Source organism: Pseudomonas sp. Pdm06, assembly GCF_014851795.1.
Classification (GTDB): Bacteria; Pseudomonadota; Gammaproteobacteria; order Pseudomonadales; family Pseudomonadaceae; genus Aquipseudomonas; species Aquipseudomonas fluorescens_AA.
The window spans coordinates 244,740-259,999 of record NZ_JACVAH010000004.1; the positions used below are offsets into that span (position 1 = coordinate 244,740).

Here is a 15,260-nt window from a genome sequence, read left to right on the forward strand (position 1 = left end):
TGATTACTCCTTCGCCTCGTTACGGCCCAAATGGAACGCCGTGACGGCTGCGGCAAGCAGCAGCATCGAGGCGAGTTCGACCACCAGCAGGTACGGACCGAACAGGCTGATGCCCACGGCCTTGGCGCCTACGGTGGTGTGGCCGATGGCCTGGCCGCTCTGGTGAGCGAACAGCACATACAGCAGTTCACCCAGCAGCAGGGCGGCGAGAATCACCGGCCCCGCCCAGATGCCCGGCTTGAGCCAGGAGCGTTCCTGCTGGACCGCGGCCGGGCCGAGGTTGAGCATCATCACCACGAACACGAACAGCACCATGATGGCGCCAGCGTAGGCGATCACTTCCAGGGCACCGGCGAACGGCGCGCCGAGGGCGAAGAAGGTCATGGCCACGGCGATCAGCGAAATGATCAGGTAGAGCAGGGCATGTATGGGATTAGTGTTGGTGACCACACGAAGCGTGGACACCACCGCGATACCCGATGCGAAATAGAAAGCGAATTCCATCTTTCTTCCTTAAGGCAGCAAGCTCTTCACGTTGATCGGTTCGGCTTCATTCTGCGCGGCGCCTTTTGGCTTACCGGCAATGGCCATGCCTGCAACACGATAGAAGTTGTAATCAGGGTTTTTACCGGGACCGGAAATCAGCAGATCTTCTTTCTCGTACACCAGGTCCTGACGTTTGAACTCGGCCATTTCGAAATCCGGCGTGAGCTGGATCGCGGTGGTCGGGCAGGCTTCCTCGCAGAGGCCGCAGAAAATGCAGCGCGAGAAGTTGATGCGGAAGAAGTCCGGGTACCAGCGACCGTCTTCGGTTTCAGCTTTCTGCAGCGAGATGCAACCCACCGGGCACGCCACGGCGCACAGGTTGCAGGCCACGCAGCGTTCCTCGCCGTCGGGGTCGCGGGTCAGGACGATGCGGCCACGGTAACGGGGGGCCAGGTAGACCGGCTCTTCCGGGTATTGCAGGGTGTCGCGCTTGCGAAAGCCATGGCCGAAGATCATGACCAGGCTTCGCAGTTGGGTACCGGTACCCTTAACGATGTCGCCAATATATTTGAACATGGGTCAAATCCTCACTGAACCGCGGCCGCAGGCGCGTTCATCAAAACGATCGCAGCGGTCACCAGCATGTTGATCAGGGTCAGCGGCAGGCAGAATTTCCAGCTGAAGTCCATCACCTGGTCGTAGCGTGGGCGCGGGATCGAGGCGCGCAGCAGGACGAACAGCATGATGAAGAACGCGGTCTTCAGGGCGAACCAGACGAAGGACAGTTGCGGCAGGATGCCGAACGGACCGTGCCAGCCACCGAAGAACAGCGTCACCAGCAGCGCCGAGATCAGGATGATGCCGATGTATTCACCGACGAAGAACATGCCCCATTTCATGCCGGCATATTCAATGTGGTAACCGTCGGCCAGTTCCTGTTCCGCTTCCGGCTGGTCGAAGGGGTGACGGTGAGTCACGGCCACGCCAGCGATGAAGAAGGTACAGAAACCGAAGAACTGCGGAATGATGAACCACAGGTTCTGGGCCTGGTACTCGACGATGTCGCGCATGTTGAACGAGCCGGCCTGGATCACGATGCCCATGAGCGCCAGGCCCATGAACACTTCGTAGGACACGGTCTGGGCCGAGGCCCGCAGGCTGCCCAGCAGGGCGAACTTGTTGTTGCTCGACCAGCCGGCGAACAGCACCGCGTAGACCGACAGGCCGGCCATGGCGAAGAAGAACAGCAGGCCGATGTTCAGGTCCGCCACGCCCCAGGTCGGGGTGATCGGGATGATCGCGAAGGCGATCAGCAAGGCGCTCATGGCCACGACCGGTGCCAGGGTGAAGATCACCTTGTCGGCAAACGGCGGTGTCCAGTCTTCCTTGAAGAACATTTTGATCATGTCGGCGGCGATCTGGAACATGCCGAACGGGCCGACGCGGTTCGGACCGTAGCGGTCCTGCCACCAGCCCAGCAGGCGACGTTCGACGAAGCTCAGCAACGCGCCGCAGACCACCACGGCCAGCAGGATCACGATGGCCTTGAGGACCGTCAGGATCACAGCGATCACTTCAGGGGTGAACCAGCTCATTGCGCTGCCTCCTGCAGACCGTCGACGGTTTTGCCGAATATCGCCGGTGGAATACCCGCCAAACCGGCCGGCAGGGCCACCAGGCCGGCGCCCAGTTCTTCATTGATGCGCAGCGGCAGACGCAGGGTCTGGCCGGCCACGTTCAGGCTCAGCAGGGCACCATCGTTGACACCCAGGCGGTCGGCTTCGGACTTGGCCAGCGCCACGTAGGCGGTTGGGATGCGTTCCTGCACCGGTGCGGCCTTGGAAGAGTTCTCTTCGCTGCCGAACAGGTGATGGAACGGCACGACCTGCCAGGTGCCCGGTGCCGGGTTGAAGGCGCGTGGCACGCTGGCGAACCAGCTCAGGCCATCGCCCTGGCTTTCGATCAGGCGGGTGCCCGGGTCGCCAGCACGCAGGTGACCACCGACTTCGTCCTGGAACTTGTTCCAGGCTTGCGGCGAGTTCCAGCCCGGCGACCAGGCGAACGGCACTTGCGAGCGCGGTTCGGTGGAGCCCGAGTAACCTTCCATGGAGAACGAGAACGCTGTGTCGTTGTCCTGGGAGGTCCGTGGTTCGTGGACGCTGATGTCGGCGCGCATCGCGGTGCGACCGGAGTAGCGCAGCGGTTCGCGCGCCAGTTTCAGGCCCTTGATGCGGAACGAGGCCGATGGCGCGGCATCGACGATGCGAGCCAGTTGCGGGCTGCTCGAAGCGACGGCGGCGGTGACGTGGTCCAGTTGCGTCCAGTCGATCGGCTGGTCCAGCAGGGTGGCGCGCAGGGCATGCAGCCAGCGCCAGCCTTCGTGGACCAGGATGCTGGCGTCCAGGTAAGTCGGGTCGAACACCTGGAAGAAGCGCTGGGCGCGGCCTTCCTGGCTGACCAGCGTACCGTCGCCTTCGGCGAAGCTCGCCGCCGGCAGCACCAGGTGGGCACGGTCGGTGGTGGCGGTTTTCTGGTGGTCGGCGACGATCACCACTTTCGCGGCGTTCAGGGCTGCGTCCACCCGGGCTTTGTCGGTGCGAGTGTAGAGGTCGTTTTCCAGCACGACGATGGCGTCGGCACTGCCGTCGATCACCGCTTGCAGGGCGGCGTCCACCGATTCGCCACCGAGCATGGCCAGGCCAAGGCTGTTGGCTTCCGGCACGATCAGGCTGATGGACCCGTTCTTCTCGCGCAGCTTCAAGGCCTTGGCGATGTTGGCGGCGGCTTCGATCAAGGCCTTGGAACCCAGGGAGGTGCCGGCGATGATCAATGGGCGCTTGGCCGCCAGCAGGGCGTCGGCGATGCGTTGGGCCAGGGCGGCCGCTTCGCTGTCCAGGCCGTCGACGGCCGGGGCGCTGGCGTCCAGGGCGTGGGCCACGGCGAAACCGATGCGGGCCAGGTCGTCCGGAGCGGCGTGGACGCATTCTTCGGCGACGTCGTCGAGCTTGGTTTCAGCGAGGCTGGCGATGAACAGCGGGTTCAGCGCGTGCTGGCCGATGTTCTTCACGGCGGCGTCGAGCCATGGCTGCACGCGCATGGCGTCGGCCATGTCCTCGGCCTTGCCCTTGACCGATTGGCGCAGGGCCAGGGCCATGCGGGCGGCGGTCTGGGTCAGGTCTTCGCCAAGGACGAACACTGCGTCGTGGTCTTCGATGTCGCGCATCGTCGGCACCGGCAGCGGGCTGTCCTTGAGCACTTGCAGCACCAGGCGGATGCGTTCGAGCTCGCCGGCTTCGATGCCACTGTAGAAGTGCTCGGCGCCGACCAGTTCACGCAGGGCGTAGTTGCTTTCCAGGCTGGCCCGTGGTGAGCCGATGCCGACGATGTTGCGACCGCGCAGCAGCTCGGCGGCCTTGTCCAGCGCTTCGTCCAGGCTCAGCTTGGCGCCGCCCGCCAGCTGCGGTTGGCGTGGGCGATCCTTGCGGTTGACGTAGCCATAGCCGAAACGGCCACGGTCACACAGGAAGTACTGGTTGACCGAACCGTTGAAGCGGTTTTCGATGCGCCGCAGTTCACCGTAGCGCTCGCCCGGGGAAATGTTGCAGCCGCTGGAGCAGCCATGGCAGATGCTTGGCGAGAACTGCATGTCCCACTTGCGGTTGTAGCGCTCGGAGTGAGTCTTGTCGGTGAACACACCGGTCGGGCAGACCTCGGTGAGGTTGCCGGAGAACTCGCTTTCCAGGGTGCCGTCTTCGACGCGACCGAAGTACACGTTGTCGTGGGCACCGAACACGCCCAGGTCGGTACCGCCGGCGTAGTCCTTGTAGAAACGCACACAGCGGTAGCAGGCGATGCAGCGGTTCATCTCGTGGGAGATGAACGGGCCCAGTTGCTGGTTCTGGTGGGTGCGTTTGGTGAAGCGATAACGGCGCTCGTTGTGGCCGGTCATCACGGTCATGTCTTGCAGGTGGCAGTGGCCGCCTTCCTCACAGACCGGGCAGTCGTGAGGGTGGTTGGTCATCAGCCATTCGACGACGCTGGCGCGAAACACCTTCGCTTCTTCGTCGTCGATGGAGATCCAGCTGCCGTCGGTGGCGGGGGTCATGCAGGACATGACGATCCGACCACGCTTGTCGTTTTCGTCGGTGTACTGCTTGACCGCGCACTGGCGACAAGCGCCAACGCTGCCAAGGGCGGGGTGCCAGCAGAAATAAGGAATGTCGAGGCCCAGCGACAGACATGCCTGTAACAGGTTGTCTGCGCCATCGACTTCGAGCTCTTTGCCGTCTACGTGGATAGTGGCCATGGTTCAAAGTTCTTCGTTGGCCCGGTGTCAGCGGGCGTGGCTAATGGAATCTTGTTGTTCGCGTGAATCAACACAGCCGCTTACGGCGTCATCACACGAGAAGACGAAGGGCACGGACCCTTCGCCTTTTTAAGCGTTTACGCGCCGACTACGATCGGCTTTGCCAGAGGCGGGACGACGGCGCTGGTGGGCGCGATGCCGGCTTCGAACTCTGGACGGAAGTATTTGATGGCGCTGCCCAACGGCTCCACGGCACCCGGTGCGTGAGCACAGAAGGTCTTGCCTGGGCCGAGGAAACCCACCAGACCCAGCAGGGTCTCGATGTCGCCGGCCTGGCCTTCGCCGTTTTCAATGGCCCGCAGCAGCTTGACGCTCCACGGCAGGCCATCGCGGCAAGGGGTGCAGAAACCGCACGACTCACGGGAGAAGAACTCTTCCATGTTGCGCAGCAGCGACACCATGTTGACGCTGTCGTCCACCGCCATGGCCAGGCCGGTACCCATGCGGGTGCCCACCTTGGCGATGCCGCCGGCGTACATTTGTGCGTCCAGGTGTTCCGGCAACAGGAAACCGGTACCGGCGCCGCCGGGCTGCCAGCACTTGAGCGTGTAGCCGTCGCGCATGCCGCCGGCGTAGTCTTCGAACAGCTCGCGGCCGGTGATGCCGAACGGCAGTTCCCACAGGCCAGGGTTCTTGACCTTGCCGGAGAAGCCCATGAGCTTGGTGCCCATGTCTTCGCTGCCGTCGCGGGCCAGGGATTTGTACCAGTCCACGCCGTCGGCAATGATCGCCGGCACGTTGCACAGGGTCTCGACGTTGTTCACGCAGGTCGGCTTGCCCCACACGCCCACGGCGGCAGGGAAGGGCGGCTTGGAGCGTGGGTTGGCGCGGCGGCCTTCCAGGGAGTTGATCAGCGCGGTTTCTTCACCGCAGATGTAGCGCCCGGCGCCGGTGTGGACGAACAGCTCGAAATCGAAGCCGCTGCCCAGGATGTTCTTGCCCAGCAGGCCCGCGGCCTTGGCTTCTTCCACGGCACGGTTCAGGTGCTTGGCGGCGGTGGTGTATTCGCCGCGCAGGAAGATGTAGCCACGGTAGGTCTTCAGCGCACGGGCGCTGATCAGCATGCCTTCGATCAGCAGATGGGGCAGTTGCTCCATCAGCATGCGGTCCTTCCAGGTGTTGGGTTCCATTTCATCCGCGTTGCACAGCAGGTAGCGGATGTTGATGGATTCGTCCTTGGGCATCAGGCCCCACTTCACGCCCGTGGGGAAGCCCGCGCCGCCACGACCCTTGAGGCCGGAGTCTTTCACGGTCTGGACGATGTCGTCGCCGGCCATGTCGGCAAACGCCTTGCGCGCGGCGGCGTAGCCGTTCTTGGCCTGGTACTCGTCCAGCCACACCGCTTCGCCGTCGTCACGCAGACGCCAGGTCAGGGGATGGGTTTCGGCCGAACGCTGGATGCGGTTGGCGGGCCCGAAGGAAGTCAGGGTCATACGTAGCCCTCCAGCAGTTTGGCGACGCCATCAGGCTGGACGTCACCGAAGGTGTCGTCGTCGATCATCAGCGCCGGTGCCTTGTCGCAGTTGCCCAGGCAGCACACCGGCAGCAGGGTGAAGCGGCCGTCGGCGGTGGTCTGGCCCAGGCCGATGCCCAGCTTGCTCTGGAGCTCGCCGACCACCGATTCGTGGCCGCCGATGTAGCAGACCATGCTGTCGCAGACGCGAATGATGTGACGGCCCACTGGCTGGCGGAAAATCTGGCTGTAGAAAGTGGCGACGCCTTCGACGTCGCTGGCCGGGATGCCGAGGATCTCGCCGATGGCGTAGAGCGCGCCGTCGGGCACCCAGCCACGTTCCTTCTGGACGATCTTCAGGGCTTCGATCGACGCCGCGCGCGGGTCTTCGTAGTGATGCAACTCGTGCTCGATGGCCGAGCGCTCGGTTTCGCTCAGGGCGAAACGGTCAGTCTGGATAAGCGTGCTGTTCATGCTTAGCGGTCCACGTCGGCCATAACGAAATCGATACTACCCAGGTACGCGATCAAGTCCGCGACCATGCTGCCTTTGATCACCGAAGGGATCTGCTGCAGGTGCGGGTAGCTTGGGGTGCGAATCCGGGTGCGGTAGCTCATGGTGCCGCCATCGCTCGTCAGGTAATAACTGTTGATGCCCTTGGTCGCTTCGATCATCTGGAAGGACTCGTTGGCCGGCATGACCGGGCCCCACGAAACCTGCAGGAAGTGCGTGATCAGGGTCTCGATGTGCTGCAGCGTGCGCTCTTTGGGCGGCGGCGTGGTCAGCGGGTGATCCGCCTTGTACGGGCCTTCCGGCATGTTGCGCATGCATTGGTCGATGATCTTGATGCTCTGGCGCATTTCCTCGACACGAACCATGCAGCGGTCATAGGCGTCACCGTTGGCCGCCAGCGGTACTTCGAATTCGAAGTTTTCGTAGCCGGAGTAGGGGCGCGCCTTGCGCAGGTCGAAGTCGCAACCGGTGGAACGCAGGCCGGCACCGGTGACGCCCCATTCCAGGGCCTCTTTGGTGTTGTAGGCGGCGACCCCGATGGTACGGCCCTTGAGGATGCTGTTCTGCAGGGCGGCCTTGGTGTATTCGTCCAGGCGCTTGGGCATCCACTCGACGAAGTCCTTGACCAGCTTTTCCCAGCCGCGCGGCAGGTCGTGGGCCACGCCACCGATGCGGTACCAGGCCGGGTGCAGGCGGAAACCGGTGATGGCTTCGATCACCGTGTAGGCCTTCTGGCGGTCGGTGAAGGTGAAGAACACCGGTGTCATCGCCCCCACGTCCTGGATATAGGTACCCAGGAACAGCAGGTGGCTGGTGATGCGGAAGAACTCGGCCATCATGATGCGGATGACGTCGACTTTCTCCGGGACCTTGATCCCGGCCAGTTTCTCCACCGACAGTACGTACGGCAGGTTGTTCATCACGCCGCCGAGGTAGTCGATACGGTCGGTGTACGGGATGAAGCTGTGCCAGGACTGGCGCTCGGCCATTTTCTCGGCGCCACGGTGGTGGTAGCCGATGTCCGGCACGCAGTCGACGATCTCTTCGCCGTCCAGTTGCAGGATGATGCGGAACGCACCGTGGGCCGAAGGGTGGTTCGGGCCCAGGTTGAGGAACATGTAGTCCTCGTTGGCGCCCGAACGCTTCATGCCCCAGTCTTCAGGCTTGAAGCGCGCGGCTTCTTCCTCGAGCTGTTGCTTGGCCAGGGACAGGCTGAACGGGTCGAACTCGGTGGCACGGGCCGGGAAGTCCTTGCGCAGCGGGTGACCTTCCCAGGTCGGCGGCATCATGATGCGGGTCAGGTGCGGGTGGCCGGGGAAGTCGATCCCGTACATGTCCCACACTTCACGCTCGTACCAGTTGGCGTTCGGCCAGATGCCGGTCACGGTCGGCACGCTGAGGTCGCTCTCGGACAACGCGACCTTGATCATTACGTCACTATTACGCTCGATCGACATCAAGTGATAGAACACGGTGAAGTCGACGCCGTCGGGCAGCCCTTGACGCTTGGTGCGCAGACGCTCGTCCACGCCGTGCAGGTCATAGAGCATGACGTACGGCTTGGGCAGGTTGCGCAGGAAAGTCAGGACTTCGACGAGTTTGGCGCGGGCGACCCAAAGCACCGGCATGCCGGTACGGGTCGGCTGGGCGGTGAACGCCTCGGGGCCAAAACGGTTGTTCAGTTCGACGACCACATCCTGGTCGTCTGCCTTGTAAGGCGGGATGTACAGAGCACTGCCTGTAGTCATGGTTATTTATCGCTTTCGGTCAACGTAAAGAATGAAGCCAGGTTCTCGTTTCTTGTACAGAGCAGAGCTGGATCAGACTTCGTCGGGGCTGCGCAGGTTGGTGACTGCGATACGCTGTTCGCGGCGCTGTTCCTTTTGCGACGGCATCTCGGCGCGATAGACGCCTTGATCGCCAACGACCCAGGACAGTGGGCGACGCTCCTGGCCAATCGACTCCTGCAACAGCATCAAGCCTTGCAGGAAAGCTTCGGGGCGAGGCGGGCAGCCGGGCACGTAGACGTCCACGGGCAGGAACTTGTCCACCCCTTGAACGACAGAGTAGATGTCGTACATGCCACCGGAGTTGGCGCACGAACCCATGGAGATGACCCACTTGGGCTCGAGCATTTGCTCGTAGAGACGCTGGATGATCGGCGCCATCTTGATGAAGCAGGTACCGGCGATAACCATGAAATCCGCCTGGCGCGGCGATGCCCGGATCACCTCGGCGCCAAAGCGCGCGATGTCGTGGGGCGCCGTGAAGGCGGTGGTCATTTCCACGTAGCAGCACGAAAGGCCGAAGTTGTACGGCCACAGGGAGTTCTTGCGACCCCAGTTGACCGTGCTGTTCAGCACGTCTTCGAGCTTGCCCATGAAGATGTTTTTGTGGACTTGATCTTCTAACGGATCGGCGACGGTTTCCCGTTTGCCAATCGGATACTGCTCGTTAGGAGCATCGGGGTCGATCCTGGTGAGATTGTATTGCATTGCCAAAGCCTCATTGTTTCAGCTTCGCTTGCCGCTTGCGCCGAGCTTCCGGAGCCCAATCAAGTGCCCCCACCCGGTAAAGGTAGACAAGACCTGCCAACAGAATTGCTATGAAAACGAGAGCTTCGACGAATCCGGTCCAGCCGCTTTCGCGGACGGACACAGACCATGCAAAGAGAAAGAGGGCTTCGATATCGAAGATCACGAACAGCATCGCGACCAGATAGAATTTGGCTGAGAGCCGCAAGCGGGCGCCACCGGTAGGCAGCATGCCGGACTCGAACGGTTCATTTTTGCTGCGGCCCCAGGCTTTTGACCCAAGCAGGCTCGACACACCGAGCATGAAAGCACACAGGCCAACAACGCCCAGAAGGAAAATGGCAAAGCCCCAATTGTGGGCCATGAGTCCTGTCGCTTCGGACATGCTGGAAATCCTTAACAGAGAGCAAAGGTCTCTGAGCTTGAATGAAATAACGCAGTGACGATATGTCGCAGCAATCAATCGCGGTGATTTTATGGCTAAACACCGGGCAAGTAAAATTCCTATAGCGAAATTATTTATTGGAATAAGGACATAGCGCGCCTCCAGGACCCTGCGGCCCCGGCCCCGTGGGCGTTGGCCGGTTATTCATCAATAATATTTCGTGCGGAATGTAACAATGATAACGACTTCCAAATGATAATTATTATTATCTGTGCCGGCCTTTTCTACAGTGCACTTAGTGTCGTGTCCGAGAGGCTGTCTTACATCGTCGCTACTGCAATTGTCAGCGTCGGACGTTTTACTCCTTTTCGGACTGCCCAATACTGCGTTCGATCAATTTTTCTGTCAGCGCGCCGAAGGGAAGGGCTCGGTGAGGGTTGGATCGGCATGAGGGGCTGCTCCCGTGGAAGCCAGGCTTGCTCGCGATGTCGGCAACGCGGTCCCGAGGCAGACTGCCTTATCGTTCATCGCAGCCAAGCCTGGCTTCCACAGGTGCAGGCTTGCCCTTAAAGCGTAGGTGGCTTCAAAGAAAACGGGTAAAAAAACCTCGGCCATCCGATCGAGGTCGCTCAGTCGAGCCCATCCAGAAACTGCGCCCGGGGCATTGGAGCGTTAAGCGAAACCGCTTTGCCCGCAAAAAATCGGCAAGAGGCCTGGCCTAGAGCCTTGAAGGATTGATGGCAAATAGCTATCTTTGCCGCTCTCTCATCTAATCATCTATATCAATATTGATTAGACAATCGCTCCCTCCATAGATAGCTGCGTCAGTTCTCATCGCTCGCGGCTGATTACCAAAGGAATGTCATGAATTCTTGGTTCGCGAATATGAGCGTTATGCTCAAGTTGGCTTTGGGCTTTGCCGTTGTGCTGCTGCTGACCGCTATCCTTGCCGCGAGCGGCTGGTTCAGCCTGGGAAAAATGCTCGAGCGCACTGATCGAATGACCAGCATTACCGAACTCGGCAACCGCCTCGATCACCTGCGCAGGGCTCGCTTGCAATACCAGCTGGACAAGGGCGATGAACAAAAGGGGGCATTGATCCAGGCGTCGCTGGAGCAATTTGTCGCCAAGCAAAAAAGCCTTGCAGGCGAGTTGAGAAAGCCTGACAACCTGAAAAAGCTTGCGCTGATCGAGCAGGCCAGCAAGCAGTATCAGGTGGCACTGAATACGATGCGCGAGGCTTATCGCAATGACGCGGCCATGCGCAAGGAGATGGGCGTCAATGCGGTCAAGGGCGCCGCGCTGATTGCCAAGGTCATCAATGACGTAGAGGCAATGCCTGCCTCGGATGAGCGCCGTTTCGAGTTGTACCGGATCATTCTCAAGGCCAAGGAGGATGTGGCGCTGGTGCGTTATGAAGTGCGTGGCTACACCGGCAACCCCAACAGCGCCACCGAACAAGCCGCCTCTCGCCAGCTCGAAAATGCGCTCAAGGGCATCGAAACCCTTAATAGTGCTTTCGGCCCGAGCTATGCCGACACCATCAAGCAGCTGGAAACCGCACTGATTGCTTACCGCCATTCGGTGCAGAACTTCACCGCCAGTAACCAGGCCATTGGCAAGGCTGTGCAGGACACCATCGATTCGGGTGACACCATCACCCGTCTGACTGATGAAATGTATGCCAGCCAACTGACCTCCCGTGACGAAGACAGCGCCCAGGCCCGCATCCTGCAACTGAGCTGCACGGCCTTGGCGATGTTGTTGGGGATTCTTGCGGCCATGGTCATCACTCGCCAGATTACGCGGCCATTGCAGGACACATTGGCTGTGGTCGACCGCATTGCAGCAGGCGACCTCACCCAAGACATGGTCGTGACCCGTAGTGATGAGCTGGGTGTCTTGCAGCAAGGTATCCAGCGCATGGGCACCACGTTACGCGACCTGATCGGTGGCATCCGCGATGGCGTCACCCAAATCGCCAGCGCCGCCGAAGAGTTATCGGCGGTCACCGAGCAGACCAGTGCCGGGGTCAATAGTCAGAAGACCGAGACCGATCAGGTAGCCACCGCCATGCAGGAAATGTCGGCCACCGTGCATGAAGTCGCGCGTAATGCCGAACAGGCTTGCACCGCCGCGTCAGAGGCCGATGCGCAGGCCCGTATCGGCGACCAAGTGGTCGCCCAGGCCATCGTTCAGATCGAGCGTTTGGCCAGCGAAGTCGGGCGCTCCGTCGACGCCATGGATGGGTTGGAACAAGAAAGCGCGCGCATCGGCAAGATCATGGATGTGATCAGGGCGGTGGCTGAGCAGACCAACTTGCTGGCCCTTAACGCCGCCATCGAGGCTGCCCGCGCGGGTGACGCCGGGCGCGGTTTTGCCGTGGTCGCCGACGAAGTGCGGGGCCTGGCCCAGCGTACCCAGCATTCCACCGAAGAGATCGAAAGCCTGGTGGCGGGCTTGCAGAACGGCACGCGCCAGGTGTCGAGCATCATGCGCAATAGCCGCGAACTGACCGACAGCAGCGTGGAATTGGCCGGCAAGGTTGGCATCTCCCTGGGCAACATCACCCAGGCGGTTTCCGGCATCCAGGCCATGAACCAGCAGATTGCCGCTGCTGCGGTGCAACAAAGCTCGGTGGCCGAGGACATCAGCCGCAGTATTCTGAGCGTGCGCGACGTATCCGAACAGACCGCCTCGGCCAGCGAAGAAACCGCCGCTTCCAGCATTGAGCTGGCGCGCCTGGGTAACCAGTTGCAGCAACTGGTCAGTCACTTCAAAGTGTAAAAAACCGGCGAAAAAAAGCCCCGAACCAGTCGGGGCTTCAGATCGTCGGCTTTGCGGTTAGTTTTTATCCGGTCCGCAAGGGCCGCTTACTCGAGGCAAGCGTGTGAATCAGTGGAACTGTTCTTCTTCGGTGGAGCCGGTCAGTGCGGTCACCGACGAAGTGCCGCCCTGGATCACGGTGGTCATGTCGTCGAAGTAGCCGGTGCCCACTTCCTGCTGGTGAGCCACGAAGGTGTAGCCCTTGGCGGCGTCGGCGAATTCCTGCTCTTGCAGCTTCACGTAGGCGGTCATGTCGTTGCGGGCGTAGTCGTGCGCCAGGTTGAACATGCTGTGCCACATGTTGTGAATGCCGGCCAGGGTGATGAACTGGTGCTTGTAGCCCATGGCGGACAGTTCGCGCTGGAACTTGGCGATGGTCGCGTCGTCCAGGTTTTTCTTCCAGTTGAAGGAAGGCGAGCAGTTGTACGACAGCAGTTGGTCCGGGTATTCCTTCTTGATCGCTTCGGCGAAGCGGCGGGCTTCGTCCAGGTCCGGCTTGGCGGTTTCGCACCAGATCAGGTCGGCGTACGGCGCGTAGGCCAGGCCACGGGCGATGGCTTGGTCGAGACCGGCGCGCACCTTGTAGAAGCCTTCCTGGGTGCGGGTACCGGTCACGAACGGCTGGTCGTACGGGTCGCAGTCGGAGGTCAGCAGGTCAGCGGCGTTGGCGTCGGTACGGGCCAGGATGATGGTCGGTACACCGGCAACGTCGGCGGCCAGGCGGGCAGCGGTCAGCTTCTGCACGGCTTCCTGGGTTGGAACCAGAACCTTGCCGCCCATGTGGCCGCATTTTTTCACCGAGGCCAGTTGGTCTTCGAAGTGAACGCCGGCGGCGCCTGCTTCGATCATGCTCTTCATCAGTTCGTAGGCGTTCAGGACGCCGCCGAAACCGGCTTCGGCGTCAGCCACGATCGGTGCGAAGTAGTCGATGTAGCCTTCGTCGCCCGGGTTCTTGCCGGCTTTCCACTGGATCTGGTCGGCGCGACGGAACGAGTTGTTGATGCGCTTGACCACGGTTGGAACCGAATCCACCGGGTACAGCGACTGGTCGGGGTACATCGACTCGGCGGAGTTGTTGTCCGCAGCCACTTGCCAGCCCGACAGGTAGATCGCCTGGATGCCCGCCTTGACTTGCTGCACAGCCTGGCCGCCGGTCAGGGCGCCCATGCAGTTGACGAAATCTTTCTCGGGACGGAAGGCTGGCTTGGCGCCCTGGGTGACCAGGTTCCACAGCTTCTCGGCGCCCATTTTCGCAAAGGTGTGCTCAGGTTGAACCGAGCCACGCAGACGGACGACGTCAGCAGCGGAATAATTGCGCTTCACGCCTTTCCAGCGCGGGTTTTCAGCCCAGTCTTTTTCAAGGGCTGCAATTTGCTGTTCGCGTGTCAGTGCCATGGAGATAAACCTCGTCGCATAGGTCTTGGTGGAAAATTCCTGCTCCTGCCGACCAGGGGTTGGCGTACAAGTCGGTTCAGGCGAGGTGGCGACGGGATGAACGATGGGCTCGAGGGGAAAGTGAGCAGGTAGGGGCGAACTGCGGGCGCATTCGGGCGTCGTGGGCCTTTAATACGAACTCAGAGTGATGCCGGGTTACCTAGTTACGCTTCCGTCCCTCGGGACAACTTCGTTCCAGTCGCAACCTCGTCAAACACACCTTGTGGGCGGTACAGACACGAATCGGCTCGCAGGATAGTTGCAAGCGTCGACCCGAAGGCCCTTGCCAGGGCCCCTGATTAGCGGGAGCGAGGCCATCATGCCTTCGGTTTTTTGGCTCGTCAAACGTTTTGTAGTGCTTTTTTTATAGCACTACATCTTTGGTCTAATACGACTCATCAGTCAGTTTTTGGTGCTTCAGTTCAGGGTGTCGACCTTGACCCGCAAAATCATGTCGTCGCGGCCCTGGGTCGAGTAGCTGCGGGTCAGGCCTTGTTTGTCGGCCTGAGTCTGGCGATTCACGCCGGCCAGGGTGATCCATTCGCCGAGGCGTCCGCTGACAGTTGTGTCGGTACTCTGAACGTTCACTACATCGGGACGTTCCTGGCTCATACGGTCACGATTGGTGCTGATGCTCAGATGAACGGTCTCGCCGGTGACGCTGGCCGTGACATAAAAACCCTGGGTGACGTTGCGGTATTCAGTCTGGCTCTGCATGCGGCCGTAGTTGTCGGTCTGGTTGCTAGTGAATGGCACGCTCTGGCCTACCTGGATCAGCGCCGGCTGGCCTTCACTGGCCTGCACCTGCTGTACGCCGCCGTCACGGCTGGCGGTGCTGCGGTTGATGATGCGGGTCTGGCTGGGAGCTGCACCGTTGATCGAGTAACCCTGGTCGCCCTGGAGGTTGTTTTCGTTGGTGTCGACCGTGATCAGCAGGCGCTTGGGCGCGGTGTCCAATTGGGCCAGGAATTGCCGCAGCTCTTCGATCTTGCCGGGCTCGGCGTTGACGATCAGTTGGTTGCCGTAGGCGCTGACCTGGCCGTCCTTGCCAATGAAATTCTGCGCCACCGGCAGCAGGTCGGCGCTGGTACGGTAGTTCAGTGGCACGATTTGCGTATCGGCCATGACTGACAGGCTGCAACCGAGCAGCAGGGTGACCAGGAGGGTGCGTAGAGGCATGTCCATTTCTCCGCGAGACAAAGGCTTGATATTGCCAGTTTGTCGGCCCCGGATGGGGCAAGTTGAATGGTAGACGGCAAAACG

At 61.2% G+C, this 15,260-nt stretch carries 12 protein-coding genes and 1 pseudogene; 2 read left to right on the forward strand and 11 right to left on the reverse strand.

The window, feature by feature from the left end:
- Positions 1 to 3: 3 nt before the first annotated feature.
- The 9 genes from nuoJ to IB266_RS08860 form a co-directional block, all read right to left on the reverse strand.
- Positions 4 to 504: an NADH-quinone oxidoreductase subunit J gene (gene nuoJ, locus IB266_RS08820; RefSeq protein ID WP_060741545.1), complete on the reverse strand. Its 501-nt coding sequence runs from the start codon at positions 502 to 504 to the stop codon at positions 4 to 6.
- A 9-nt stretch (positions 505 to 513) separates the two neighbouring features.
- The gene (gene nuoI / locus IB266_RS08825) at positions 514 to 1,062 is read right to left on the reverse strand and encodes an NADH-quinone oxidoreductase subunit NuoI (RefSeq protein WP_003180051.1); all 549 of its coding nucleotides are present in this window, start codon (positions 1,060 to 1,062) and stop codon (positions 514 to 516) included.
- 11 nt (positions 1,063 to 1,073) lie between these two features.
- Positions 1,074 to 2,081, reverse strand: a complete 1,008-nt coding sequence (gene nuoH / locus IB266_RS08830; protein WP_025212983.1) for an NADH-quinone oxidoreductase subunit NuoH — start codon at positions 2,079 to 2,081, stop codon at positions 1,074 to 1,076.
- Positions 2,078 to 4,792 carry an NADH-quinone oxidoreductase subunit NuoG gene (gene nuoG / locus IB266_RS08835; RefSeq protein ID WP_192260937.1) on the reverse strand — a complete coding sequence of 905 codons (2,715 nt, stop codon included), beginning with the start codon at positions 4,790 to 4,792 and terminating at the stop codon, positions 2,078 to 2,080. Before nuoG ends, nuoH begins: the two co-directional genes overlap by 4 nt.
- A gap of 137 nt (positions 4,793 to 4,929) precedes the next feature.
- Positions 4,930 to 6,285, reverse strand: a complete 1,356-nt coding sequence (nuoF, locus tag IB266_RS08840; RefSeq protein WP_192260938.1) for an NADH-quinone oxidoreductase subunit NuoF — start codon at positions 6,283 to 6,285, stop codon at positions 4,930 to 4,932.
- The gene (gene nuoE, locus IB266_RS08845; RefSeq protein WP_053123206.1) at positions 6,282 to 6,779 is read right to left on the reverse strand and encodes an NADH-quinone oxidoreductase subunit NuoE; all 498 of its coding nucleotides are present in this window, start codon (positions 6,777 to 6,779) and stop codon (positions 6,282 to 6,284) included. The genes nuoF and nuoE overlap by 4 nt, the downstream gene beginning before the upstream one ends.
- 2 nt (positions 6,780 to 6,781) lie before the next feature.
- Positions 6,782 to 8,566 (reverse strand): NADH-quinone oxidoreductase subunit C/D, encoded by a 1,785-nt coding sequence (gene nuoC / locus IB266_RS08850; RefSeq protein ID WP_057450016.1) that lies wholly within the window; start codon positions 8,564 to 8,566, stop codon positions 6,782 to 6,784.
- A gap of 72 nt (positions 8,567 to 8,638) precedes the next feature.
- Entirely contained in the window at positions 8,639 to 9,313 is a 675-nt protein-coding gene (locus tag IB266_RS08855) for a NuoB/complex I 20 kDa subunit family protein (protein WP_030141322.1), read from the reverse strand.
- Positions 9,314 to 9,323: 10 nt separating this feature from the next.
- A complete protein-coding gene (locus IB266_RS08860) occupies positions 9,324 to 9,737 on the reverse strand; it encodes an NADH-quinone oxidoreductase subunit A (RefSeq protein ID WP_003203367.1) in 414 nt (137 codons plus the stop codon).
- 999 nt (positions 9,738 to 10,736) lie between these two features.
- Between IB266_RS08860 and IB266_RS31125 the strand changes: the two are divergent.
- Positions 10,737 to 11,621: pseudogene (locus IB266_RS31125) on the forward strand (methyl-accepting chemotaxis protein); the annotation flags it as partial.
- Positions 11,622 to 11,819: 198 nt separating this feature from the next.
- Positions 11,820 to 12,524, forward strand: coding sequence for a methyl-accepting chemotaxis protein (locus IB266_RS31130; protein ID WP_412548301.1), 705 nt, complete (start codon positions 11,820 to 11,822; stop codon positions 12,522 to 12,524).
- 108 nt (positions 12,525 to 12,632) lie between these two features.
- Here IB266_RS31130 and aceA read toward each other — a convergent pair whose 3' ends face one another.
- Positions 12,633 to 13,958, reverse strand: coding sequence for an isocitrate lyase (gene aceA / locus IB266_RS08870; protein WP_014337679.1), 1,326 nt, complete (start codon positions 13,956 to 13,958; stop codon positions 12,633 to 12,635).
- A 456-nt stretch (positions 13,959 to 14,414) separates the two neighbouring features.
- Positions 14,415 to 15,176 carry a secretin N-terminal domain-containing protein gene (locus IB266_RS08875; RefSeq protein ID WP_060741550.1) on the reverse strand — a complete coding sequence of 254 codons (762 nt, stop codon included), beginning with the start codon at positions 15,174 to 15,176 and terminating at the stop codon, positions 14,415 to 14,417.
- Positions 15,177 to 15,260: the final 84 nt, after the last annotated feature.

Coding starts and splice junctions, on each gene's coding strand:
- aceA (WP_014337679.1), bottom strand. CDS start 13,958: ATGGCACTGACACGCGAACAGCAAATTGCAGCCCTTGAAAAAGACTGG.
- nuoE (WP_053123206.1), bottom strand. CDS start 6,779: ATGAACAGCACGCTTATCCAGACTGACCGTTTCGCCCTGAGCGAAACC.
- nuoF (WP_192260938.1), bottom strand. CDS start 6,285: ATGACCCTGACTTCCTTCGGGCCCGCCAACCGCATCCAGCGTTCGGCC.
- nuoI (WP_003180051.1), bottom strand. CDS start 1,062: ATGTTCAAATATATTGGCGACATCGTTAAGGGTACCGGTACCCAACTG.
- IB266_RS08855 (WP_030141322.1), bottom strand. CDS start 9,313: ATGCAATACAATCTCACCAGGATCGACCCCGATGCTCCTAACGAGCAG.
- nuoJ (WP_060741545.1), bottom strand. CDS start 504: ATGGAATTCGCTTTCTATTTCGCATCGGGTATCGCGGTGGTGTCCACG.
- IB266_RS08875 (WP_060741550.1), bottom strand. CDS start 15,176: ATGCCTCTACGCACCCTCCTGGTCACCCTGCTGCTCGGTTGCAGCCTG.
- nuoH (WP_025212983.1), bottom strand. CDS start 2,081: ATGAGCTGGTTCACCCCTGAAGTGATCGCTGTGATCCTGACGGTCCTC.
- IB266_RS08860 (WP_003203367.1), bottom strand. CDS start 9,737: ATGTCCGAAGCGACAGGACTCATGGCCCACAATTGGGGCTTTGCCATT.
- nuoG (WP_192260937.1), bottom strand. CDS start 4,792: ATGGCCACTATCCACGTAGACGGCAAAGAGCTCGAAGTCGATGGCGCA.
- IB266_RS31130 (WP_412548301.1), top strand. CDS start 11,820: ATGTCGGCCACCGTGCATGAAGTCGCGCGTAATGCCGAACAGGCTTGC.
- nuoC (WP_057450016.1), bottom strand. CDS start 8,566: ATGACTACAGGCAGTGCTCTGTACATCCCGCCTTACAAGGCAGACGAC.